Source organism: Mucilaginibacter terrae, from assembly GCF_042679325.1.
Classification (GTDB): Bacteria; Bacteroidota; Bacteroidia; order Sphingobacteriales; family Sphingobacteriaceae; genus Mucilaginibacter; species Mucilaginibacter terrae.
The window spans coordinates 58,180-79,310 of record NZ_JBHTMJ010000017.1 but is presented as its reverse complement, the minus strand read 5'-3'; the positions used below and the strand labels follow the sequence as shown (position 1 = coordinate 79,310).

The window sequence follows — 21,131 nt, the reverse complement described above, 5'->3', positions numbered from 1 at the left end:
TTAATATGAAAAAAATATATAGTTTTTTAATAATTACGGTTGCAGCGATTACGGTATCGTCTTGCAATAAGTATTTGGACATTAATTCTGTTAACCCAAATACCGCAACTACAGCTACGCCCGAACTGGTATTACCTCAGGCAATAACAGCGGTTGCTGGTCAAAACTTTGCTTTTAACTTATATGGTGCACAAACTGTAGGGCAATTGGCTAACGGTGGTGGTGTAAGTGGTTGGGGAGCAATTATCTCTTATAACTATGTTAGTACCGACCAAACAGGTTTATTTAACAACAGCTACAATACAGCTACTGATATTCAGTATGTTATTGATCAAACCGATGGTAAAGCTAATTACGCTAACCTTAACGCATCAGCTAAAGTGTTAAAAGCGTTTGTCTTTCAACGTTTAGTTGATCAATACAATGATGTACCTTACACAGAAGCAACGAAAGGTTCGGCATTTGTTACACCAAAGTATGATAAAGCTACGGACATTTACAAATCATTAGCTGATTTGTGCGATGCAGCAGTTGCCACTATGACTACCAGCCCTGCCGGAACTGCTGATGCAGTTTTTAGAACAGCGGATGTAATGTTTGCAGGAGATAAACTTAAATGGCAAAAATTAGCTCAAACCATTAAACTGCGATTAATTTTAAGAGCTGGTAGTAAAGTAACTTTCACTAATACTACGTTTAATACCACCATAGGATTTTTGGAAGATGATGCTATTGTTAACCCGGGTTATGCTAAAATTAGCGGTAAACAAAACCCAACCTGGAACTCTTTTGCCTACACTTTTGCTAATGCGCAAGCTGCAGGTAGTACACAATACGTACCCACACCGTATGTATTAGGGTTTTTCAATGGTGATAAAATTAATGACCCTCAAAGAGGTTATTTGTACTACAAAAATGGTACTGTACCGGTAACTACGCCTACAGCAAACAAGTATCCAACACCTGTGAATCAGTTGGGTAGCTTATTGGCAACTGCCGGACGTGGTCAAACTCCAAACTCATGGTTTAGAGGTACAAATGTTACCGCTTATGATCAAGCTGGTATTTTTAAAGGCTTTGATGCTGGTCAGCCGATATTTTTAGCTGCTGATAGTTATTTCTTACAAGCAGAGGCTGTTATCAAAGGTATAATACCTGGCAATGCTAAAACATTATTTGATAATGGTATTTTAGCTTCATTCAGATACTTGGATAAAAATGCTGCGGGTGTTGTTGCTGGAAATTTTCCAGGTACTACAACTCCAAGAAATCCTGGCTCACTTACAGGTGGAACAGGTGCTGGTGCTCCATACCAAGGTGAAATAGCTAAATATAAAACTGATAATTCTACTAATTATTTAGTTAATTTTGATTTGGCCACTACACCTGCACAACAATTGGAAGCTATAATTACTCAAAAATATATAGCGCTTAACTTTTTAATGGGTGATGAAGCTTGGAACGAATACAGAAGAACTGGTTATCCTGCTAATAATTTTGTTAGCGGAGCAGATCCTATTTTTACTTTCAATTCAATTGTTGGCGAATCAACTGCACCAGACCGTTTACCTGCACGTTTATTATACCCTAACACAGAGTTTAATTACAACGCTGCAAATATTCCAACTGTTGATAAGTACACTTCAAAGGTTTTCTGGGCAAGATAATCTGTATGTTATTAATTTAATACTAAAGAAAAATGAAAAAAATCATAAAAAGTTTAACCCTACTGCTTACTGTAGCTGTCCTTTTTAGCTCTTGCTTAAAATCAGAGACTATCATTGGCCCTGATTCACCGGGTTCTGTTGGAGCTATTATAGAATTTGATAACCCGGAATTTATCGCAGCAAGTTCGGGTTCAGTTGCTGTGCCATTATCGCGTTATGAGTTTTTAACGTTGAAAACAGGTAATAAAGTACACATTGATGTACAATATAGTGGTACTGGTAAACCAGCACCAAGTGATATTAGTGTTGGTATTACAACTGATCCCACCGCTTTAACGGCACATTTGTCTACAGCACAAGCTAACAAACCAACTTTTGTGCCTTTGCCGGCAGGTTTGGTTACATTGCCTACAGCAGTAACTATCCCTTCAGGTCAAATTAAAGCCGGTTTTGATATTACTATCACAGATCAATTTGTAGCTAACACTACCTATGCCGTAGCCCTTAAAATTGCGTCTGCAAGTGCAGGTACGATCAGCGGTAACTTTGGTACTATTGTGGTAGCTCTAAAAAGAGTTCCTTAATAATTAATAATTTAAGTACAAGGGGCTGTGTTATAAACGCAGCCCCTTTTTTTTATCAGTAATTTATTCCCCCTCCATTCCTTCCGGGTCGTGCTCCTTCTTTAACTGATCTAACGATAGATTAGTAGTTCCGCCCATATTTTCTTCAATCTCCTCAATGTCTCCCTGAGTAGTTAAAGGAGGTCCGGTTTCTCCGGTTGGCGTTGCAGTTCCTGCATCTATATTCTCAGCTTCGTTACTCTCGCGTTCGTTCGCAAATTTTTCTTGTTCGTCGGCATTAAACTTGGCAGCATCGGCATTACCGGCATCCTGCATCTTGTTATTATCTGTGTCTAAAAAATCTTCCCGATCATTTAAACTATTATTGTTTTCTATTATCGCGTTTAAAAGGGTTTTATAACAAATCACGTTGTTATGACCCTGGCTTTACTTTTAGTTATATTGATGGCTTGATGTTTGAACATTTATTTGAAATAAGTAAGCGGTAATTAAACCGTGCGCCATTTGCATAGTCAAATCTTCAAATCAACAATAAGAGCTGGTCGGTTGGCCAACTATATACTCATAATATACATGAAAAAATTTAATAAATATTTACTCTGCCTGGGATTAAGTGCCTTAACCACGCTCTCCCTCATGCATACAGCCGATGCGCAACGCGGAGGCGGTGGTTCACGTGGCGGAGGCGGCTCGCGTGGCGGAAGTGGTGGTGGTTTTGGCGGGTCACGAGGCGGAGGTTTTCAAAGCGGGGGGTCTTCGGGCCGTTCGGGCGGAAGCTTCTCACAACGTGGAAGTTCGGGCGGCTACAGTGGTGGAAACCGTGGGAGCTATACCCAGCGTGGCAATGCTAATCAAGGTCGTCAAAGTTATGGTATAAGGCCAAACACCGGCAACCGTTCTGCCAGCATACAACGTGGCAGTATTAGTGGTAGCCGTGCTTATACCGCACCAAGAGGCAACTACGGCTCTTCGAGAGGCAGTTATGGTTCATTACGTGGAGGCAATAATAGCTACCGTGGTAATTTTGGCCGTCCGGGTTATTACGGTCGCCCTGGTATTGGCGGTCCGGGTCGCGGGAGTTATTTTAGCGGTCGTCCTTATTATCGTGGTGGTGTACGAGGCTATTATGGCCGTCCATATAGCGGGTTTTATCATAACTACCGCGGTTATTACAACAGTTATTATTACCCGCGCATTGGTTTAAGTATTGGCGTGTTACCATTTGGCTATTATCCGTTTAGTTGGGGCGGTAATCCGTATTTTTACAGCAACGGGTATTATTATCAGCAATACAATAATCAATATACGGTTGTTGAGCCTCCAATAGGTGCCGAAATTAACCAGTTACCTGATGATGCCGAAGAAATTACGATTGATGGTAAACAATACTATGAATCGAACGGAGTGTATTACCTGCCCGTTACCAATGGAAGCGGACGTTTGGTGTACCGCGTTGCCGGAAAAGATGGTGAGTTAAATACCGATGGTGCACAGTTAACCGGTAATGATAACAACAACTTACCGCAGGTAGGTGATGTAATTGACGAGTTGCCAACTGACAGCCGCAATGTAACCATTAACGGCGATAAGTATTATGTAACCCCAGATGGCGTGTACATGCACGAGCAGCGTGATAGCACTGGCAAAAAGATTTACGTGGTAACCGGTGTGCCCGATGAAGACCAGGATGAAGATAATTAATAAATAGTGATAGTGATAGTTTTTTTGAGGGGTGTAACTAAGCTGCGCCCTTTTTTATGTGCTATATAATTTTTTGGTTAGTTGAAACAATTACAACTAATAATGAACAATATTATAAACAATTATTGCTACATGTCATCTTAATAAGATATAGTACTCTCTAATCTATTAGCTTATAACTTACATAGTTAAAAACTATATAACATCCTATTAATTGATAAGATTAGGTATAGTTAGCTGGCCTATTACAATTATATAAGTAAAACGATAAATATAAACCAACTACAATATCAACAACGAAGAAACAGTAGGTCAGGTGCCGATCAGCATATTCAGGATAAAATGGTAGAGAACTTTACCAAACCTGATGTAGAATATGGCACACGTTTAGTTGGAGGATTGAACGCTGCTGCTGCAGTGAAAAATGCTCCCGCAATTGGTAGACGCACAGCCCATACAGCAGAAGCCGTATAACAAGTTGAAGATGTAGCTCAAAACAATAAGCCATGTTAATAAAATTAATAAGTGATATAATGAACGCCTGCAGATGAAACTTGCAGGCATTTTTTTTATCTATATGTTACATTAGGTATGTGTTGTACGTATAGGTTAAAAAAAGCCATATCATGAAAAGTAACATCAAGTTTATATTAGCGATACTAATGTTATTAACAATTTCTTGCAAAAAAGACAAAGTTGAAACTATAGAACTAACAGGCACATGGCGACTTAATGAAAGCTACATAAATTCAGGTGGCGGCACAGTACGCACCATAGTTGACAAAGAGCCTTTTGAATTTATACAGTTTAAAGAAAATGGAGATTTTAACGGTGCCATTGTATATAAAGAATACAAGACTTATAAAATCAAAGACTCCACAATAGTTATATTAACTAAAGCAGATAACACCACTCAAAGCTATAAGTATATTATAGAGCGCGGCACACTCACTTTAAGCCCAGTGGAGCCTATTCTTTGCATTGAAGGTTGCGGTAACAGCTTTAGCAGGGTGTTTATGGATTAATACACCTCCACCCCAACACCAATTTCGCTTAAAATATCAACCGCCTGCACCACACTGGTTACACCTTCAATGCTAATACGCAACGTATTCTTCACCTCTTTCATATTCACTTTACGTGGGTTGTTCTTCACAAAGTTAAGCACTTGCATAAACGCTACCGATTCAAAGTAAGCCGATTGTTGGTTGGTCAAAAAATAACCTCTCAACACATTCTTTTTTAAGGAGATTTTTTCGAAGCCAATGGCCTTGCCCAACCATTGCAGGCGCAAGGTATCAAACAGGTCGTTCACCTGCCGCGGAATGGGGCCAAAGCGGTCGGCCAGTTGGCGCTCGAAAGCGGTAAGCTGGTTTTCGTTTTCCAGTTTAGAGAGTTCCGAATACAAGTTGTAACGCTCGGTTAAGCTGGTCACATATTCGTTAGGGATCAGGATCTCCAGGTCGGTATCTATCTGCGTAAAACTGATGAATGGCCTCGGTTTATCATCCTGAAACACATCTTTAAATTCGTCTTCTTTCAGTTCCTGTATGGCTTCATCTAATATCTTATGATACATTTCAAAGCCTATTTCGGCAATAAAGCCGCTTTGCTCGGCACCCAAAAGATTACCGCTACCACGGATGTCCAAGTCGCGCATGGCTACGTTAAAGCCGCTGCCTAAATCGCTGAACTCTTCAATGGCGCTCAGGCGTTTACGTGCTTCGGATGTTAAGGTAGATAGGGGAGGACTCAGCAAATAACAAAATGCTTTTTTGTTGCTTCGGCCCACACGTCCACGCATCTGGTGCAAATCGCTCAGGCCAAACATGTGGGCGTGATTAATAATGATGGTATTGGCGTTCGGGATATCCAAACCAGCCTCTATAATGGTGGTAGCCACCAAAACATCGTACTCGTTGCTTACAAACTTCAGCATCACATCTTCCAGGTCGTCGCCCTCTAACTGACCGTGGGCTATACCTATACGTGCTTTAGGAACCAGTTTACGGATCATGCCGCCTAATTGTGGCAAATCGGCTACGCGGTTATGGATAAAAAAAATCTGTCCGCCGCGTTCAATTTCATACTCTACCGCTTCTTTAATGAGGGTATCGTTAAATACGTGTAACTCGGTGACCACCGGCTGGCGGTTAGGCGGAGGGGTTGATATGATGGATAAGTCGCGCGCGCCCATTAAGGAGAAGTGCAGTGTGCGGGGTATAGGCGTAGCCGTAAGCGTAAGTGTATCTACGTTTGCGCGCATAGCTTTTAACTTTTCTTTGGTGGCTACCCCAAACTTCTGCTCCTCATCAATAATCATGAGACCCAGGTCTTTAAACTTTACATCCTTACTTACCAGGCGATGGGTGCCAATAATAATATCCAGTTTACCTTCGGCCAGTTTGGCCAGGCTTTCTTTAATTTGTTTATTGGTTTTAAAGCGGTTAATAAAATCAACATTGCAAGGAAAACCTTTTAAACGATCGGTAAATGTTTTATAATGCTGCGCTGCTAAAATGGTAGTAGGCACCAATACGGCCACCTGCTTACTATCGGCAACGGCTTTAAACGCCGCACGAATGGCCACCTCGGTTTTACCAAAGCCCACATCGCCGCAAATAAGGCGGTCCATAGGGTGGGGCGATTCCATATCTTTTTTGAAATCGGCTGTAGCTTTTTCCTGGTCGGGCGTGTCTTCGTAAATAAAGCTGGCCTCCAGCTCGGTCTGTAAATAACTATCGGGCGAAAAAGAATTACCGTGCTGCGCCTTGCGTACCGCGTACAGTTTAATCAGGTCGCGGGCAATGTCTTTAACTTTTTTTTTTGTGGTTTTTTTCAACCTTTCCCAGGTATCGGTACCCAGTTTATTCATTTTAGGCACCGAGCCCTCCTTGCCGCTAAATTTGGAAATCCGGTTCAGGGAGTTAATGTTCACGTACAGCAGGTCGTTATCGGCGTATATCAACCTGATCATTTCCTGCATTTTGCCACTTACCTCCACTTTTTCGAGGCCGGCGTATTTACCAATACCATGATCGATATGGGTTACGTAATCACCGGGTTTCAGCTCACGCAGTTCTTTAAGGGTAATGGCTTGTGTGCGCTGGTAGCCTTTACGCAATTTATATTTATAATAACGGTCAAATATCTGATGATCGGTGTAACAGGCCAATTTTTGGTCCCGGTCTATAAAACCTTCGCGTATGGATACATGCACAGGTGTAAATTTTACCGTTTTATCCAGGTCTTCAAAAATGGCGTATAAACGTTCTACCTGCTTTGTGCTGTCGGTAAAAATGTAATTCTCAATTTTCTCAGTTTCGTTATTTTTAATGTTATGAATAAGCAGCTGAAAGTCTTTATTGAACGATGGCTGCGGCTTAATTTCAAAGTTAAAACTATGATCGGGCGTGTAAAAAAACTGCTTGCCAAATTCTATCAGCGCAAAATCATGAAGCTGATCGGCTATCATTTTCTCGTCGGTAAAGGCGTATTTAGGATCTATCCAATCGGGGTTCTGATTCTTTTCGTCGGCGCTTAAAGCTTTCCATAACTGGTTGGCTTTTTTGTGCCCATCTTTAATAATATCCAGTGTAAACTGTACATCGCGGATCCAAACCTGGGTATTGGCTTCTATATATTCCAGTATAGAAATATTGTTTTCGGTCAAAAATTTAGACTGCACATTGGGTACAATGGTAACCGATTTCACCTTTTCGGCCGAAAGCTGACTCTCGATCTCGAACGTACGGATAGATTCGATATGGTCGCCAAAAAACTCTACCCGGTAAGGTAAATCATGCGAAAACGAAAAAATGTCTACAATACCCCCGCGTATAGAGAACTGGCCGGGCAAGTACACAAAATCTACCCGTTCAAAATCGTACTCAATTAAAAATTCGTTAATGAAATCGATGCTGAGTTTATTGTTAACCGAAATTTCGAGTGTATTTTTTTCGAGGGATGAACGGTCTATTACCTTTTCGGCAATGGCTTCGGGATAGGTCACAATAATCTGGCCGTACTCGGTGGAGTGGTTCAGTTCATTTAATACCTCGGCGCGGGCCAAAACGTTGCTGCTATCGGGCTGGGTAAACTCAAAAGCTTTACGGTAACTGGATGGGAATAAAAGCACTTCCTTCCCGGTTAGGTTTTCAATATCGGCTTGGAAATAACTGGCTTCCTCCCGGTCGGGCAAAATAAAAAGCTGGTGTTTGTGCTGTAAAAAATACAATGCTACCGCCACGGTGGCATCGCTCGATCCTACCAATCCACGCAATTGTACGCGTGGGTTTTTGGAACTATTAAGTGCCTGAGCCAATCCCGTTACCCGTTGGTCGGTCTTGTATCTTTCTAATATATCGCGAATATTCAAAACAGTGCAAATGTAAGCAAAAAAGATGCCTGAAAGGCAGAGTCAGGAGTCAAGAGTACAGAGTCAGGAGCTTTTATCTGTATTCTTTACTCTGTACTCTTGTTTCTGCAAAACAAAACATTCGTTTTATTCCTTTTATAAAATATTACTGATATTAAATACATCAACTTAACCAATAATAGCATGAAAAACGCAGTTCAATCAGGATTAATTATAGGAATTTTAAGCGGGCTATGGCTGTTTATGATGCGCTGGGCCGGCTATACCACATTTAACGACCAGGTTGCACCTATTGAATATGTATCGATAGCCATACCCGTACTTGGCTTGTTTTTAGGCCTAAAGAGCTATCGCGATAAAGACCTGGAAGGCAAAATGGGCTTTTTGGAAGGCTTGGTGCAAAGCTTAAAAATATTATTAATCGGTGGTATTATAGCTGGTTTTGCTGGCTTTATATACACAAACTATGTTGAGGCAACTAATAACCCACGCGATTTTTCGGGACGTTTATTTGGTGCCCTGCTTATTGGTGTAATATCAGCATTGGCTTCAACGTTGTTTTTGATGAACAAATCAAACCACAGTTTAGATTAAAAATCGTACCTTATAAGTTAAGCCCTGGAATACCATCCAGGGCTTTTTTTGTGGCGCAAAATCAGTTTGGCAAATTGTAACAATTGAAACTTTACAACGTCCTAACATTATAAAGCAAATTACTATCTTTATCTGCAAACTTAAATCACCATGCAACAAAACCCATTTTTTGTTCTTCCGGGTATTACCCCCGAAGAATTAACTTACTTACAGCAAGCCACTGCTGGTTTAACCGACGAGCAGTTGAATAACTTCCGGTTTATTTACCAGGGTAAACGCCGTAACCCAAGCGATATATTGTTGTTTACGCTGTTAGGTTTTATAGTAGTTGCCGGCGTGCAACGCTTTGTGGTTGGACAAATTGGTATGGGGATACTTTACCTGCTTACCGGTGGTTTTTGCTTCATAGGTACCATTGTAGACTTAATTAACCATAAAAGCATTGCCAACGATTATAACAAAGATATGGCCTACGAAACCATGCAGATTGTAAAAATGTAAGCCCCTCCCAAACCTCCCCGGGAGGGAGGGCATTAAGAGTCTTAATATACACTTTTTAACTATAAATTTATTAAGCCCTCCCTCCCGGGGAGGGTTTGGGTGGGGCTATGAAATTATACGAATTAACTTCTTACCTCGAAAGTATAGCCCCGCTGGCTTACCAGGAAGAGTACGACAACTCGGGCCTTATTGTGGGCAACGCTAACCAGGAAATTAGTCAGGCGCTTATCTCTTTAGACTGTACCGAGGCTATTGTGGACGAGGCTATTGCAACTGGTTGCCAAATCATCATATCGCATCATCCCATAGTTTTTAAAGGACTAAAAAAGTTTAACAGCAAAACTTATGTAGAGCGGGTAGTGGAAAAAGCCATTCGCCATAATATAGCCCTGTACGCTATCCATACCAATTTAGATAATGTGATGGATGGCGTAAACGCGAGGATATGCCAGGTGCTGGGCTTGAAAAATGCCCGCACTTTATCGGCTAAAAACGGATTGCTTAAAAAGCTGATCACCTATGTGCCGTTAAGCCACGCCGAAACGGTACGCAACGCCCTGTTCAATGCGGGAGCAGGCAACGTGGGCAATTACAGCGAGTGCAGTTTCAACACCGAAGGAACGGGTACCTTCAAAGGCGGAGAAAATACCAAACCTTACGTAGGCCAGCCGGGACAGCAGCATCAGGAAACCGAAACCCGGATAGAAACCATTTACCCGGCTCACCTGCAAAGCAAGATATTAATGGCATTGTTCCTCAATCACCCTTATGAGGAGGTGGCTTATGACCTGTACACGCTAACCAACCAAAACCAGCGGGTAGGAGCGGGGATGATTGGCGAATTGGATATGCCGGTTACCGAGCATGATTTTTTGGGTCATGTAAAAACCCGCATGCAGGCCGCTGTAATACGCCATACCGAACTCACTGGCAAACCGGTAAAAAAGGTAGCCGTTTGCGGAGGATCGGGCGGGTTTTTATTAAAGCAGGCCATAGCCGCCGGAGCCGATGTTTTTGTGACCGCCGACTACAAGTATCACGAGTTTTTTGATGCCGAAGGGAAAATTGTAATTGCCGACATCGGACATTTTGAGAGTGAGCAATTTACACAGCATTTATTGTATGAAATAATACGGGAAAAATTTAGTACTTTTGCCGTCCGTTTAACAGAAATTAATACAAACCCCATAAAATATTTTATTTGATGGAACAAACCATAGAACAGAAGCTTAAAGCTTTATTTGACCTGCAAACAGTTCATACTAAAGTCGACAAAATTCGCCAGATCAGAGGCGAACTACCCATGGAAGTAGCCGATTTAGAGGATGATGTAGCCGGTCTGGAAACCCGCATCCAAAAAATAAAAAATGAACTGGATGATTTAGAAGATGAAATTGTAACCCGCAAAAACCTCATCCGTGATGCACAGGCCAATACTAAAAAGTATGAAACCCAGCTTAACGAGGTGAAGAACAACCGCGAGTACGATGCTATTTCAAAAGAAATTGAAATTCAGGGACTGGACATACAGGTAAGCGAGAAAAAAATCAGGGAGTTTGGTTTTGAGATCACTTCAAAAACCCAGATTTATGATAAGGCCCTGGCCGACCTGGAAGCACGTAAAAGCGACCTGGATGCTAAAAAAGCAGAATTGGGAACTATTACTGCCGAAACCGAGAAAGAGGAAAATGAATTAAATATTCAGGCTGAAAAAGCTACTCAAAACATTGAAGAACGTTTACTCATCGCTTACAACCGTTTGCGTGAAAACGCGAAGAACGGTTTAGCCGTAGTAACTATTCAGCGCGATTCTTGCTCAGGTTGCTTTAACCAAATTCCGCCTCAACGTCAGTCAGATATTCGTCAGCGTAAAAAGATCATTGTTTGCGAACATTGCGGTCGTATTTTAGTTGATGAGCAAATGGGTGTTGAAGAAGAACAAACTGCATAATCTGCTTTTTAAATAAATAGATATCAGGCGCCTCAAAAAGGCGCCTTTTTTGTGATGGCTAAATATTTTTCGTTTCTCGTTCTTTTTATATTAACCGGCACGGTTGCCCGGGCTAATTTTGATATAAACGCCAACTGTACCCAGGCTTATAAAAATATATTGAGCTTTAAGCTTAAAGCCGCCCGCGAACTGATAGATGGTGAGAAAGCTGCGCACCCGCAAAATAGCTTTACCCTGCTGCTCGATAATTATTACGATTACTTTTGGATGCTGAGCACCGAAAGCAAGGCCGATTATGACCGGCTGAAAGGCAACAAATCGGCCCGGTTAGATAAGCTGGATGATGAGGACGAGGCATCGCCGTGGCGTAATTTTGCACTGGCCCAGGTACACCTGCAATGGGCTTTGCTCAACAGTCGCTTTAACGATAATACCACGGCCGGCTTTGCCATTAATAAAGCGTACCGTTTATTGAACGAAAACAACAAAAAGTTCTCCACGTTTTTGCCCGATGATATTCCGTTAGGCGTGATTAATGTGGCATTGGGAGCCTTGCCCGATGGTACCCTGAAAAGTGTGCTCAACGTTTTTGGGATTAAAGGAAACATCAGCAACGGTATAAACTTATTGCAAAACGTAACGGCGCATTTGCCGCAGTCTAACTATGCTATGTTTTACGATGAGGCCGTGTTTTATACCACTTACCTGCAAACCGATGTAGTGAACGATGTGCAGGCTTACACCAAAATGTTGCAGTACACCAGCCGTATGGATAATGCCAGTCTGCTCAAAAGCTACATACAAGGCTATGTAGCCTTGCGTACCGGCCATAGTGCCGATGCTATCAAATATTTTGGCAAACGCGCTGACGGGCCTGAATATCAATCCTACCCATACCTCGATTACCTGACCGCCCTGGCCAAAATGAACATCCTCGATGAAACGGCTAATAATTACTTTAACAAGTTCTTGCAAACTAACAAAGGCGTCAATTTTATTAAGGATACTTACCTGCACCTGGCCTGGAATGCCCTGCTTAATAGAAATCTTAAACGCTACGAAGCCTTTGCCCAATTAGCCAAAACCAAAGGCTACACCTACAACGAAAAAGACAAACGCGCCCTTACCGAACTTGCCGACCCGCCATACCATCCTAACCTGCTACGCGCGCGCCTTTGTTTTGATGGCGGTTTGTACGAAAAAGCGCTGACCTTACTTAAAGAAAAAGGTGCCGAAAACTATCCTACCGTGCATGATAAGGCCGAATATTATTACCGCTTAGGCCGGGTATATGATGCCTTGCAGCGCGATAGTAATGCCTTGAACAGTTACCAGCAAGCTATTAACATTGGCAAGGGCACCAGCTTTTACTTCGCGCCAATGTCGGCCTTAAAGGCAGGAAATATTTACGAGCAGCGTAAAGATGTTGCAAATGCAACGAATTATTACAACATGGCTATTGGTTTTAAAAGCCATCAGCAGGAAAATAGTATTGAGCAAAAAGCTAAAGAGGGGTTGAAGCGGTTGAAGTAAAGCCCCTCCCCAGCCCTCCCCGGGAGGGAGGGGGATATAAAACAATGTTATTGCGAGGAGCGATAGCGACGTGGCAACCGCACGCTTGCATATTTAAACGCGTGCGGTTGCTGCGCTACGCTCGCAATGATATGTTTGATACGATTGATTACTCCGCTTGATCCTTCGGCTCCGCCTTAGGCCTTACGCCACGTTTGTAAATAATTAAGCCGTTTAAAAAGTTACGCAGTATTTGGTCGCCGCAGGGCTTAAAGTTGGGGTGATCGTCGGCACGGAAAATAGCGGTGAGTTCGGTTTTGGTGATGCGGAAATTGGCCAGGTCTAAAACCTTTACAATATCATCGTCGGTAAACTTCATAGCTACCCGCAGCTTCTTCATGATGTCGTTGTTGCTCATGGTATTTTGTATTTATCGGGATATTTCTATTTTAATTTTCTTGTTCTTTATTTTTTCGCCACGCACTAATTGTACAGTGCGTTCAATTAAATCGCGCTTAACAGCCGCGTACGATGAATTGTCTAACACCTCAATCAGGCCCAGTTCATCGCGGGTGAGTTCGCCTTTTTTTAATAACAACCCTACAATATCCACCTTGTTTATTTTATCCTTTTTACCGGCGGCAATGTAAACCGTAGCCCAGGGCGATAGTTTAGGCAAAACCGGTTCGGCCGAGAGGTCTTCCATTTCAGGGATCTCTTTCAGGTACGATGGTTTTTCATCAGATGCCATCATGAGGTAAGAAGTTCCCTTAGCATGCATCCGTGCGGTGCGGCCGTTGCGGTGTAAAAATGCTTCCTCGTTGTGTGGTAACTGGTAATGCACAATGTTTTGTATCTCAGGTATATCCAACCCACGCGATGCCAGGTCGGTAGTGATCAGGATCTTATGGCTTCCGTTCCTGAACTTTAACAAAGCACGTTCCCTATCGTCCTGCTCCATACCTCCATGAAATATACCATGCGGAATGCCCATATCCCAAAGCAGATCGCTAATGCGGTCAACGGCATCGCGGTGATTACAAAATACCAGGGTAGAGTCGCTGCCTACTTTGCATAGCAACGCAAATACCGCTTCCAGCTTATCTTCGCCTTCGGCAATTACGGCCATTTGCCTGATGTCGGGCGTTGTTGCCGCATTGGTCAAATAATCGAGCGTAATGGGTTTAGTTATGCCGGTAAATGAGGGTATGTCGTCCATTTTGGTGGCCGAGGTAAGCATGCGCTTTTTAATGGCAGGTAACTGCTTAATAATGTACGTCATATCCTCCTGAAAGCCAAACTCCAGCGCCTTGTCAAACTCGTCAAGTATCAGCGTGTGAATGGTATGGGTGCTAAAACTTTCGCGGCGCAGGTGATGGGCAATGCGGCCTGGTGTACCTATCAGTACAGCTGGTGGGTGCGAGAGGTTATTGCGTTCGGTTTTAACATCATGACCGCCATAGCAGCAATTTACCTTGAAGCCGGTGCTCATAGTTTTAAACACCTGCTCAATTTGCAAAGCCAGCTCCCGCGATGGTACCAGGATGAGGGCCTGCACGGTGGCAATATCGTTTTGCAGGTTACCTAATAAAGGCAGCAAAAACCCCAAAGTTTTGCCCGAGCCGGTTGGCGAAAGCACAATGACATCGCTTTTTTTAGCGGCGGCAAGGGCGGCTTCCTGCATGGCGTTCAACGCGGTTATTTTGAGGTTTTGAAGAGATTGCTTGATCATGGATGTATGGGATTATCGCAAAGATAAGGTAATTAAATTGGAGGTGGTTAGGACGGCATCGGCGGTGTAATTAAATGTAATTATTTGAGGTTTTATGAAGAAATATGAAGTTTATTGAAGCAGGTTTCCTCTTAATATCCTAATTTGGTACTTACCTTATCCTTATTTATGAAATTTAAGCTTACCCTACTTTTTTGTTTAACAGCTAATTTTGTATCGGCACAAGACGCTCTTTTTGCACGTCGGCTGGTTGATACTTTGACCTCATCCTACTTTTGGGGCAGGGGCTATACCAACGACGGTATGGGCAAGGCAAGCCGCTTTATTGCCGGTGAGTTTAAAAGCTACGGATTGCAGCCCATGAGCGGTAAGGACTATTTACAAAACTTCAGCTTCCCTGTAAATACTTTTCCCGGCAAAATGGAAGTGGTGCTTAATGGCGTTGCCTTAACCCCCGGCAAAGACTTTATTGTTACGCCCGATAGCCGAGGAACCAAAGCTAAAAGTGTACTTGTAAAAAAAGACAGTGTGACTTACATTAATGCTGAAAACCGCATTATACTTACTCTAAAAAACAAGCTCACCTGGTCGGTAGCGCAGGAAGTAGCCGATTATACGGGCATTGAAGTGGATGAAAAAGCGCTTAAAGATCTGCCGGCAATCATCAATTTAATATTGAGAATAAGCTGATTACCAACTTTAAAGCTGCTAACATTTGCGGCATTGTAAAAGGCACATCAAAACCCGATTCTATCCTGATGTTTACGGCACATTATGACCATTTGGGCGGCATGGGAAGCAGTACTTACTTTCCGGGCGCTAATGATAATGCCAGCGGAATAAGTATGCTGCTGGGTTTGGCCAAATATTATGCAGCCCATCCGCAGCCTTATACTATGGCTTTTATATGTTTTGCAGGCGAAGAGGCCGGTATATTAGGTTCCAAATACTTTACCGACCATCTACTGGTGCCGTTAAACAGCATCCGGTTTCTGATTAATACCGACCTGGCGGGCACTGGCAACGAAGGGATTACGGTGGTAAATGCTACCCTGCACGCCAAGGAGTTTGAGTTATTAAAGCAGGTGAATGCCAAAGGCAACTATTTAGTAAAGGTAAACTCACGTGGCAAGGCCGCCAATAGCGATCATTACTGGTTTACCGAAAAAGGCGTTCCCGCGTTTTTTATTTATACTATGGGTGGCATTAAAGCCTACCACGATGTGTTCGACATTAGCAAAACGTTACCACTAAATGAGTATAACGATCTGTTTAAACTAATTACCGGCTTTAATGCCGAATTGCTAAAGCAATAAAGTTTAATTAGTGTTGCAGAGTAAAACTCCGTAACAGAAACGGCAATTAGCAAATAGAAGATATATTTGCACCCATGATCTTCCGCTTAAATGAGCGCCTTGTATTCCCTGATCCCGAACTGGCCGACCCCGACGGATTGCTCGCCGTAGGCGGCGACCTATTGGCCGAGCGATTACTACTGGCCTATCAGCATGGTATTTTTCCCTGGTATAGCGATGATACGCCCATTTTATGGTATGCTCCCCACCAAAGATTTGTATTGTACCCTGATGAGTTGCATGTGAGCAAGAGCATGCGCCAAGTGCTACGGTCGGGTAGTTTTACCGTAACCCAAAACCAGGCGTTTGAACAAGTAATTGCCGCCTGTTCTGTGGTGCTGCGCGAAGGGCAGGACGGTACCTGGATAACCGACGATATGCAGCAAGCTTATATAAATCTCTATATGTTAGGCCATGCACACTCCTACGAGGTGTGGAAAAATAATGAATTGGTTGGCGGGCTTTATGGAGTAGATGCAGGCAGTGTTTTTTGTGGCGAAAGTATGTTTAGTAAAGTTAGCAATGCTTCTAAAATAGCCCTCATTACTTTATGCCAAAGCGCAGCTTATGATTTAATTGACTGCCAGGTACACACCGGGCACCTCGAAAGCCTGGGTGCCCGCTTTATTGATCGAAAAGCTTATTTGCACATATTACAAAGCTAATTCTATAGGTGCATCCTTAAAGCGTATCTTTGTGAAGTGAGCATTATACAACCACAAAAAGAACGCATAATATTAGGTATAGACCCCGGTACCGCCGTAATGGGCTACGGTTTAATTAAAGAAACCGGCTCTAAAATAGAGTTGATAGCCTTGGGTAGTATCAAAATACCCGGTACCACCGATGAGCACATGCTCAAATTACAACGTATTTTTGAAAAGACCGTAGGATTAATTGATAACTACCATCCCGATGCTTTGGCTATTGAGGCGCCTTTCTATGGTAAAAACATCCAGGTGATGTTAAAGCTGGGCAGGGCGCAGGGAATAGCCATAGCAGCAGCGCTTTCGCGCAATATTCCGGTGACCGAGTATTCGCCCCGTAAAATCAAACAAGCCATTACAGGCAATGGAAATGCTACTAAAGAGCAGGTTGCCGGTATGCTGCAACGCTTACTCAGTTTTAAAGAAACACCGGAATTTTTAGATGCCACAGACGGATTGGCGGTAGCGGTTTGCCATAGTTTTCAAAAGATAGCCACCGGCCGCGCCAGCAAAATCAGCTACTCCGGCTGGGAATCGTTTGTGAAGGAAAATACAAGAAGGGTAGCTTCGCCTTTGCAGATAAAGAAGAAAGAGTAGGGGAGAGACAGGAATCAAGAATACAGCGTGAAGATAGGAAACTATGTTGCAGTTTGCATCTATACTTTGAATTTTGCAGCTACCATCTATATTCCTGATTCTGCACTATTAACTTTAAAAGGGGTTATTCTTCCCTCAGCGCCTCTTTGATCTTTTCGGCTGTCGCTTCCAATTCTTCGGGGGTAAAGCTCAGTTTAGGACGCGAAAAATTCAGATCGCTTACCGAGTTCATGGGAATAAGATGAATATGTGCGTGAGGCACTTCCAGGCCTATGACCGCCACGCCAACCTTTTGGCAGGGTATAACGGTTTTCATAGCCGTAGCCACAATTTTAGCAAACAGCATTAAGCCGGTGTACAACTCATCTTCCACATCGAAAATATAATCAACTTCCAGTTTAGGTATCACCAGCACATGCCCTTCGGCCAGCGGACTAATATCTAAAAACGCTAAGTAATCAATACTCTCGGCTACTTTATAAGCCGGTATTTCGCCCGATATGATTTTGGAAAATATGGTTGACATGGTTGGTGAGTGGTTAAGTAGTGAGTGGTTGAATAGTTAAGTAGTTATTAAAATGTTGATTGGTTAAAAAGGAAGCGATAACTATTCACCACTTAACCAATCAACTATTTACTACCTACTGATCTCCATAATTTCAAATTCAATTTTGCCGGCGGGTACGGTAATTTCGGTTTTGTCGCCTACTTTTTTGCCCAGCAAACCTTTGGCTATAGGGGATGCTACCGATATTTTACCACCTTTTAAATCAGCTTCACTTTCCGAAACTAACTGGTAAGTCATGGTAGCGTTGTTTTTTAAATTTTTGATCGTCACTTTAGAAAGTGCCAGTACTTTCGAGGTATCAATCTTCGATTCATCAAGCAGGCGTCCGTTGGCTAAAGCCTCTTCCATCTTTCTTATTTTATCTTCGTGGTGCCCTTGAGCTTCTTTGGCCGCATCATATTCCGCATTTTCAGATAAATCACCTTTATCGCGTGCTTCGGCAATGGCGTTAGATATAATCGACCTGCCGGTTGTTTTTAAGTACTGTAATTCTTCTTTTAATTTTTCTAAACCTTCTTTGGTATAGTATGAAACCTCTGCCATAAAACACAATATTTTAAATAGATAATTATTAAACAGCTATCAAAAAAAACCGCCCTTCTTAATCTTAAAGAAGGACGCGGCAGCTGTTAAAAACAAACAAGACTATGAGAACTGTGATGCCTGCATAGTCTTGTCTGTGTATAAAACGAAGATAGGATATTTAAGTTTTAATATCCAAATTTTTAATTGTTAGTTTTTTTGATTCTGCGCTCGCGCGTACTACCAAATTGCAAGCCAAGCGAAATGCTATATATAGTTCTGATAGAATTTAAGTTTACGGCAAAAACGGCCGTTACAGGTACAAACCTTGAAAGTGAATTATTGAAATATTTTATTTCAATGGGAATTCCGGCAGTGCTTCTATTTTCATAAGTGTAGTCATAATTGAAAAAATGAAATGGCTTATTGCTTGGAGTTGGTATGCCTTCATTACGGTGTTCAAATCTTATGGCTGATAACCCTGCCGATACTAAAAAATAGGAAAATGGATGCCTGGTTAGTTTCTTGCCGATTAATAAAGCATATTCCTGACTATTTAAGTCGATAGCATCAGTAGTAAAATCTATAATATGATCTTGCGCACTAAATTTGCCGGTAAGCTCGTAACCATTTCTTAATAATGTGCCATTAAAATATCCATGTACACCAATGTTGCCTCCGCCTATACCAAATCCTGCCATGTAATAAAGTTTATTATGCTTGTAATAGGTCGAGTCGGATGTTTGGGCTATGCAGTTGGTATAGAGCGCGCAGATAACAAAAACACCGAACAATAAAACAGAAAACAGTTTTGATCTCGTGTGTGCTTTCATATGCTGATAAGGTTAGGTTTTATCCTACCAAGATAGTATTTTTATCTTGCTGGCCATCACCTCACTTATCTTTCTATACGATTCAAATGTCCATCCTGCTACATGCGGGCTCAATAATACTTTGCCACTGTTTTTCAGTTCATCAAACCAAGCCTGCTCACCCAGCGCCGGAAATTTTTCTACTTCCAGTACATCCAGCCCGGCACCTAAAATTTTTCCTTGTTTAATGGCATTGAGTATTGCTTGTGTTTGCACCACTTTGCCCCGTGAGGTGTTGAGTAAAAATATCGGCTTGCGAAAATGAAACAGGTACTCATCGTTTACCAAGCCCTTGGTTTCGGAGGTAAGGGGTACGTGCAAGCTCAGCACTTCACTTTGCTTTACAATTTCTTCCATGCTCACTTCGCGGGCAAAGCCATCGCTAAAACCGGTTTTATACTTATCGTAGGCAATAACATCTACCCCAAAGCCTTTAAGCTTTTTGGCAAAACTTTGACCCATGTGCCCGTAACCAATAATACCTATGGTACGGCCTTTTAATTCGTAGCCCCGGTTGGCCTCACGCTGCCACTGGCCATTACGGATCTCGGCATCACCACGGTTTAGGTTGTTCATTAACGATAGGAGCATGCCCACGGCATGTTCGCCTACGGCATCGCTATTGCCTTCGGGAGCGTTAACCAATTGTATGCCTTTTTCTTTAGCATAAGCTTCATCTATATTATCCATACCGGCACCGGCACGGGCAATAAATTTCAAATTTACAGCAGCATTAAAAAAAGCTTTATCAACCTGGAATTTGGAGCGTACTACCAAACCTGTATAATTGCCTATAATAAGTAGCACTTCATCCAGCTTAATATGCGGGCGGTAGTCACAGGTATAACCTAAAACTTCGGTTTGTTCTATGAAAATAGGGTGCAGGTCGTCAACAATGAGGATGTTATTCATTATCGGTTTGCGGTTATGCGGTTGGTTAGTTCAACAAAATCGGCTACACTCAAACGTTCGGCACGCAAATCGAGCGTGGCGTCGGTGGCCATGGCTTCTTTATTAATTAATGATGATAACGCATTGCGCAGTGTTTTACGACGTTGGTTGAAGCCAGCCTTTACTACCTGCCAAAACAGTTTTTCGTCACAGTTTAAGGTAGGGACCTCGTTGCGGGTAAGCCTGATGACTGCCGATAGTACTTTAGGTGGAGGGTAAAATACACCTGCCTTTACGGTAAACAAATATTCTACTTTATAGTAAGCCTGTAAAAATACGCTGAGTATGCCGTATTCCTTACTTCCAGGCTTAGATGCACAGCGTTCGGCTACTTCCTTTTGAAACATCCCCACCACTTCGGGCACCTGGTGGCGACTATCTAACACTTTAAATAATATTTGCGACGATATATTGTAAGGAAAATTGCCAATAATAGCAAACGGACCGGTAAATACACTGCTGAAATCCATCTCTAAAAAGTCGGCGTTAATCAAGCGCTCTTTTAACTGGGGATATTTTTTTTTCAGGAAAATATACGACTCATTATCAATATCAACAAGTGAAGTTTGGTACTCGGTTTTTTGCAGCAAAAAATCGGACAGGATGCCCATACCCGGACCAACTTCCAGCACCTGGGTGTATTTATCAGCAGGGCGCAGGCTATCCACTATTTTGGAAGCGATGTTTTTATCGGTTAAAAAGTGCTGACCCAGGTGTTTTTTTGCTCGGACTAATGACATTATATGTACTCGAATTTTTACAAATTACGTGATATTTGCGCTGGGATGGTAAACATTATTGCTTAAAATCCTTTCTTTGCATTGCTTTGGTGGTGATTACACTGATTTTAGTTGTGATTACACTGATGATAAAACATGATTATACACTGCATTTATCGCTATATTAATACGATTAATCGGTGTAATCAATAATAAGCTA

The 21,131-nt window shown here is 42.3% G+C and carries 22 protein-coding genes; 13 read left to right on the top strand and 9 right to left on the bottom strand.

Annotated features, from left to right (window positions below):
* The first annotated feature begins 5 nt into the window (after nucleotides 1–5).
* A complete protein-coding gene (locus ACFQ3S_RS16560; protein ID WP_377166496.1) occupies nucleotides 6–1,667 on the top strand; it encodes a SusD/RagB family nutrient-binding outer membrane lipoprotein in 1,662 nt (553 codons plus the stop codon).
* Between the two features lie 32 nt (nucleotides 1,668–1,699).
* A complete protein-coding gene (locus ACFQ3S_RS16555) occupies nucleotides 1,700–2,251 on the top strand; it encodes a DUF1735 domain-containing protein (RefSeq protein WP_377166494.1) in 552 nt (183 codons plus the stop codon).
* 63 nt (nucleotides 2,252–2,314) lie between these two features.
* Here the strand turns inward: ACFQ3S_RS16555 and ACFQ3S_RS16550 are convergent, their stop codons facing one another.
* Nucleotides 2,315–2,659 (bottom strand): hypothetical protein, encoded by a 345-nt coding sequence (locus ACFQ3S_RS16550; protein ID WP_377166492.1) that lies wholly within the window; start codon nucleotides 2,657–2,659, stop codon nucleotides 2,315–2,317.
* Nucleotides 2,660–2,824: 165 nt separating this feature from the next.
* Between ACFQ3S_RS16550 and ACFQ3S_RS16545 the strand changes: the two genes are divergently transcribed.
* A complete protein-coding gene (locus ACFQ3S_RS16545; RefSeq protein WP_377166490.1) occupies nucleotides 2,825–3,952 on the top strand; it encodes a DUF6515 family protein in 1,128 nt (375 codons plus the stop codon).
* Nucleotides 3,953–4,578: 626 nt separating this feature from the next.
* Entirely contained in the window at nucleotides 4,579–4,977 is a 399-nt protein-coding gene (locus tag ACFQ3S_RS16540; RefSeq protein ID WP_377166488.1) for a hypothetical protein, read from the top strand.
* Here the strand turns inward: ACFQ3S_RS16540 and mfd are convergent.
* Nucleotides 4,974–8,330, bottom strand: coding sequence for a transcription-repair coupling factor (mfd, locus tag ACFQ3S_RS16535; protein ID WP_377166487.1), 3,357 nt, complete (start codon nucleotides 8,328–8,330; stop codon nucleotides 4,974–4,976). The genes ACFQ3S_RS16540 and mfd overlap by 4 nt on opposite strands.
* 183 nt (nucleotides 8,331–8,513) lie before the next feature.
* Between mfd and ACFQ3S_RS16530 the strand changes: the two genes are divergently transcribed.
* The 5 genes from ACFQ3S_RS16530 (at nucleotide 8,514) to ACFQ3S_RS16510 (ending at nucleotide 12,909) form a co-directional block, all read left to right on the top strand.
* Nucleotides 8,514–8,924: a DUF4199 domain-containing protein gene (locus ACFQ3S_RS16530; RefSeq protein ID WP_377166485.1), complete on the top strand. Its 411-nt coding sequence runs from the start codon at nucleotides 8,514–8,516 to the stop codon at nucleotides 8,922–8,924.
* Nucleotides 8,925–9,074: 150 nt separating this feature from the next.
* Nucleotides 9,075–9,425, top strand: coding sequence for a TM2 domain-containing protein (locus ACFQ3S_RS16525; RefSeq protein WP_377166483.1), 351 nt, complete (start codon nucleotides 9,075–9,077; stop codon nucleotides 9,423–9,425).
* Nucleotides 9,426–9,532: 107 nt separating this feature from the next.
* Entirely contained in the window at nucleotides 9,533–10,630 is a 1,098-nt protein-coding gene (locus ACFQ3S_RS16520; RefSeq protein ID WP_377166481.1) for a Nif3-like dinuclear metal center hexameric protein, read from the top strand.
* A complete protein-coding gene (locus tag ACFQ3S_RS16515) occupies nucleotides 10,630–11,376 on the top strand; it encodes a zinc ribbon domain-containing protein (RefSeq protein WP_377166479.1) in 747 nt (248 codons plus the stop codon). Before ACFQ3S_RS16520 ends, ACFQ3S_RS16515 begins: the two co-directional genes overlap by 1 nt.
* Nucleotides 11,377–11,430: 54 nt before the next feature.
* Nucleotides 11,431–12,909, top strand: a complete 1,479-nt coding sequence (locus ACFQ3S_RS16510) for a tetratricopeptide repeat protein (RefSeq protein ID WP_377166477.1) — start codon at nucleotides 11,431–11,433, stop codon at nucleotides 12,907–12,909.
* Nucleotides 12,910–13,057: 148 nt separating this feature from the next.
* Here ACFQ3S_RS16510 and ACFQ3S_RS16505 read toward each other — a convergent pair whose 3' ends face one another.
* On the bottom strand, nucleotides 13,058–13,306 hold the full coding sequence (locus ACFQ3S_RS16505) for a DUF1456 family protein (RefSeq protein WP_377166475.1): 249 nt from the start codon (nucleotides 13,304–13,306) through the stop codon (nucleotides 13,058–13,060).
* Between the two features lie 12 nt (nucleotides 13,307–13,318).
* Complete coding sequence (locus ACFQ3S_RS16500; RefSeq protein ID WP_377166473.1) at nucleotides 13,319–14,620, bottom strand: DEAD/DEAH box helicase; 1,302 nt, start codon at nucleotides 14,618–14,620, stop codon at nucleotides 13,319–13,321.
* Nucleotides 14,621–14,788: 168 nt separating this feature from the next.
* Between ACFQ3S_RS16500 and ACFQ3S_RS16495 the strand changes: the two genes are divergently transcribed.
* The 4 genes from ACFQ3S_RS16495 (at nucleotide 14,789) to ruvC (ending at nucleotide 17,279) form a co-directional block, all read left to right on the top strand.
* Nucleotides 14,789–15,310, top strand: a complete 522-nt coding sequence (locus ACFQ3S_RS16495; RefSeq protein WP_377166471.1) for a hypothetical protein — start codon at nucleotides 14,789–14,791, stop codon at nucleotides 15,308–15,310.
* Nucleotides 15,311–15,378: 68 nt separating this feature from the next.
* Nucleotides 15,379–15,936 (top strand): M28 family metallopeptidase, encoded by a 558-nt coding sequence (locus ACFQ3S_RS16490; RefSeq protein ID WP_377166470.1) that lies wholly within the window; start codon nucleotides 15,379–15,381, stop codon nucleotides 15,934–15,936.
* Nucleotides 15,937–16,010: 74 nt separating this feature from the next.
* Nucleotides 16,011–16,640 (top strand): leucyl/phenylalanyl-tRNA--protein transferase, encoded by a 630-nt coding sequence (aat, locus tag ACFQ3S_RS16485; protein ID WP_377166468.1) that lies wholly within the window; start codon nucleotides 16,011–16,013, stop codon nucleotides 16,638–16,640.
* A 36-nt stretch (nucleotides 16,641–16,676) separates the two neighbouring features.
* Nucleotides 16,677–17,279 (top strand): crossover junction endodeoxyribonuclease RuvC, encoded by a 603-nt coding sequence (gene ruvC / locus ACFQ3S_RS16480; protein ID WP_377166466.1) that lies wholly within the window; start codon nucleotides 16,677–16,679, stop codon nucleotides 17,277–17,279.
* A 124-nt stretch (nucleotides 17,280–17,403) separates the two neighbouring features.
* Here ruvC and ACFQ3S_RS16475 read toward each other — a convergent pair whose 3' ends face one another.
* The 5 genes from ACFQ3S_RS16475 to rsmA form a co-directional block, all read right to left on the bottom strand.
* The gene (locus tag ACFQ3S_RS16475; RefSeq protein WP_377166464.1) at nucleotides 17,404–17,805 is read right to left on the bottom strand and encodes an HIT family protein; all 402 of its coding nucleotides are present in this window, start codon (nucleotides 17,803–17,805) and stop codon (nucleotides 17,404–17,406) included.
* Between the two features lie 111 nt (nucleotides 17,806–17,916).
* Nucleotides 17,917–18,390, bottom strand: coding sequence for a transcription elongation factor GreA (greA, locus tag ACFQ3S_RS16470; protein WP_377166462.1), 474 nt, complete (start codon nucleotides 18,388–18,390; stop codon nucleotides 17,917–17,919).
* A 182-nt stretch (nucleotides 18,391–18,572) separates the two neighbouring features.
* Complete coding sequence (locus ACFQ3S_RS16465; RefSeq protein ID WP_377166460.1) at nucleotides 18,573–19,070, bottom strand: hypothetical protein; 498 nt, start codon at nucleotides 19,068–19,070, stop codon at nucleotides 18,573–18,575.
* A 156-nt stretch (nucleotides 19,071–19,226) separates the two neighbouring features.
* Entirely contained in the window at nucleotides 19,227–20,153 is a 927-nt protein-coding gene (locus ACFQ3S_RS16460; protein ID WP_377166458.1) for a 2-hydroxyacid dehydrogenase, read from the bottom strand.
* Entirely contained in the window at nucleotides 20,153–20,932 is a 780-nt protein-coding gene (gene rsmA, locus ACFQ3S_RS16455; protein WP_377166456.1) for a 16S rRNA (adenine(1518)-N(6)/adenine(1519)-N(6))-dimethyltransferase RsmA, read from the bottom strand. Before rsmA ends, ACFQ3S_RS16460 begins: the two co-directional genes overlap by 1 nt.
* Between the last annotated feature and the right edge of the window lie 199 nt (nucleotides 20,933–21,131).

Coding starts and splice junctions, on each gene's coding strand:
- ACFQ3S_RS16560 (WP_377166496.1), top strand. CDS start 6: ATGAAAAAAATATATAGTTTTTTAATAATTACGGTTGCAGCGATTACG.
- ACFQ3S_RS16555 (WP_377166494.1), top strand. CDS start 1,700: ATGAAAAAAATCATAAAAAGTTTAACCCTACTGCTTACTGTAGCTGTC.
- ACFQ3S_RS16545 (WP_377166490.1), top strand. CDS start 2,825: ATGAAAAAATTTAATAAATATTTACTCTGCCTGGGATTAAGTGCCTTA.
- ACFQ3S_RS16540 (WP_377166488.1), top strand. CDS start 4,579: ATGAAAAGTAACATCAAGTTTATATTAGCGATACTAATGTTATTAACA.
- ACFQ3S_RS16530 (WP_377166485.1), top strand. CDS start 8,514: ATGAAAAACGCAGTTCAATCAGGATTAATTATAGGAATTTTAAGCGGG.
- ACFQ3S_RS16525 (WP_377166483.1), top strand. CDS start 9,075: ATGCAACAAAACCCATTTTTTGTTCTTCCGGGTATTACCCCCGAAGAA.
- ACFQ3S_RS16520 (WP_377166481.1), top strand. CDS start 9,533: ATGAAATTATACGAATTAACTTCTTACCTCGAAAGTATAGCCCCGCTG.
- ACFQ3S_RS16515 (WP_377166479.1), top strand. CDS start 10,630: ATGGAACAAACCATAGAACAGAAGCTTAAAGCTTTATTTGACCTGCAA.
- ACFQ3S_RS16510 (WP_377166477.1), top strand. CDS start 11,431: ATGGCTAAATATTTTTCGTTTCTCGTTCTTTTTATATTAACCGGCACG.
- ACFQ3S_RS16505 (WP_377166475.1), bottom strand. CDS start 13,306: ATGAGCAACAACGACATCATGAAGAAGCTGCGGGTAGCTATGAAGTTT.
- ACFQ3S_RS16500 (WP_377166473.1), bottom strand. CDS start 14,620: ATGATCAAGCAATCTCTTCAAAACCTCAAAATAACCGCGTTGAACGCC.
- ACFQ3S_RS16495 (WP_377166471.1), top strand. CDS start 14,789: ATGAAATTTAAGCTTACCCTACTTTTTTGTTTAACAGCTAATTTTGTA.
- ACFQ3S_RS16490 (WP_377166470.1), top strand. CDS start 15,379: ATGTTTACGGCACATTATGACCATTTGGGCGGCATGGGAAGCAGTACT.
- aat (WP_377166468.1), top strand. CDS start 16,011: ATGATCTTCCGCTTAAATGAGCGCCTTGTATTCCCTGATCCCGAACTG.
- ACFQ3S_RS16475 (WP_377166464.1), bottom strand. CDS start 17,805: ATGTCAACCATATTTTCCAAAATCATATCGGGCGAAATACCGGCTTAT.
- greA (WP_377166462.1), bottom strand. CDS start 18,390: ATGGCAGAGGTTTCATACTATACCAAAGAAGGTTTAGAAAAATTAAAA.
- ACFQ3S_RS16465 (WP_377166460.1), bottom strand. CDS start 19,070: ATGGCAGGATTTGGTATAGGCGGAGGCAACATTGGTGTACATGGATAT.
- ACFQ3S_RS16460 (WP_377166458.1), bottom strand. CDS start 20,153: ATGAATAACATCCTCATTGTTGACGACCTGCACCCTATTTTCATAGAA.
- rsmA (WP_377166456.1), bottom strand. CDS start 20,932: ATGTCATTAGTCCGAGCAAAAAAACACCTGGGTCAGCACTTTTTAACC.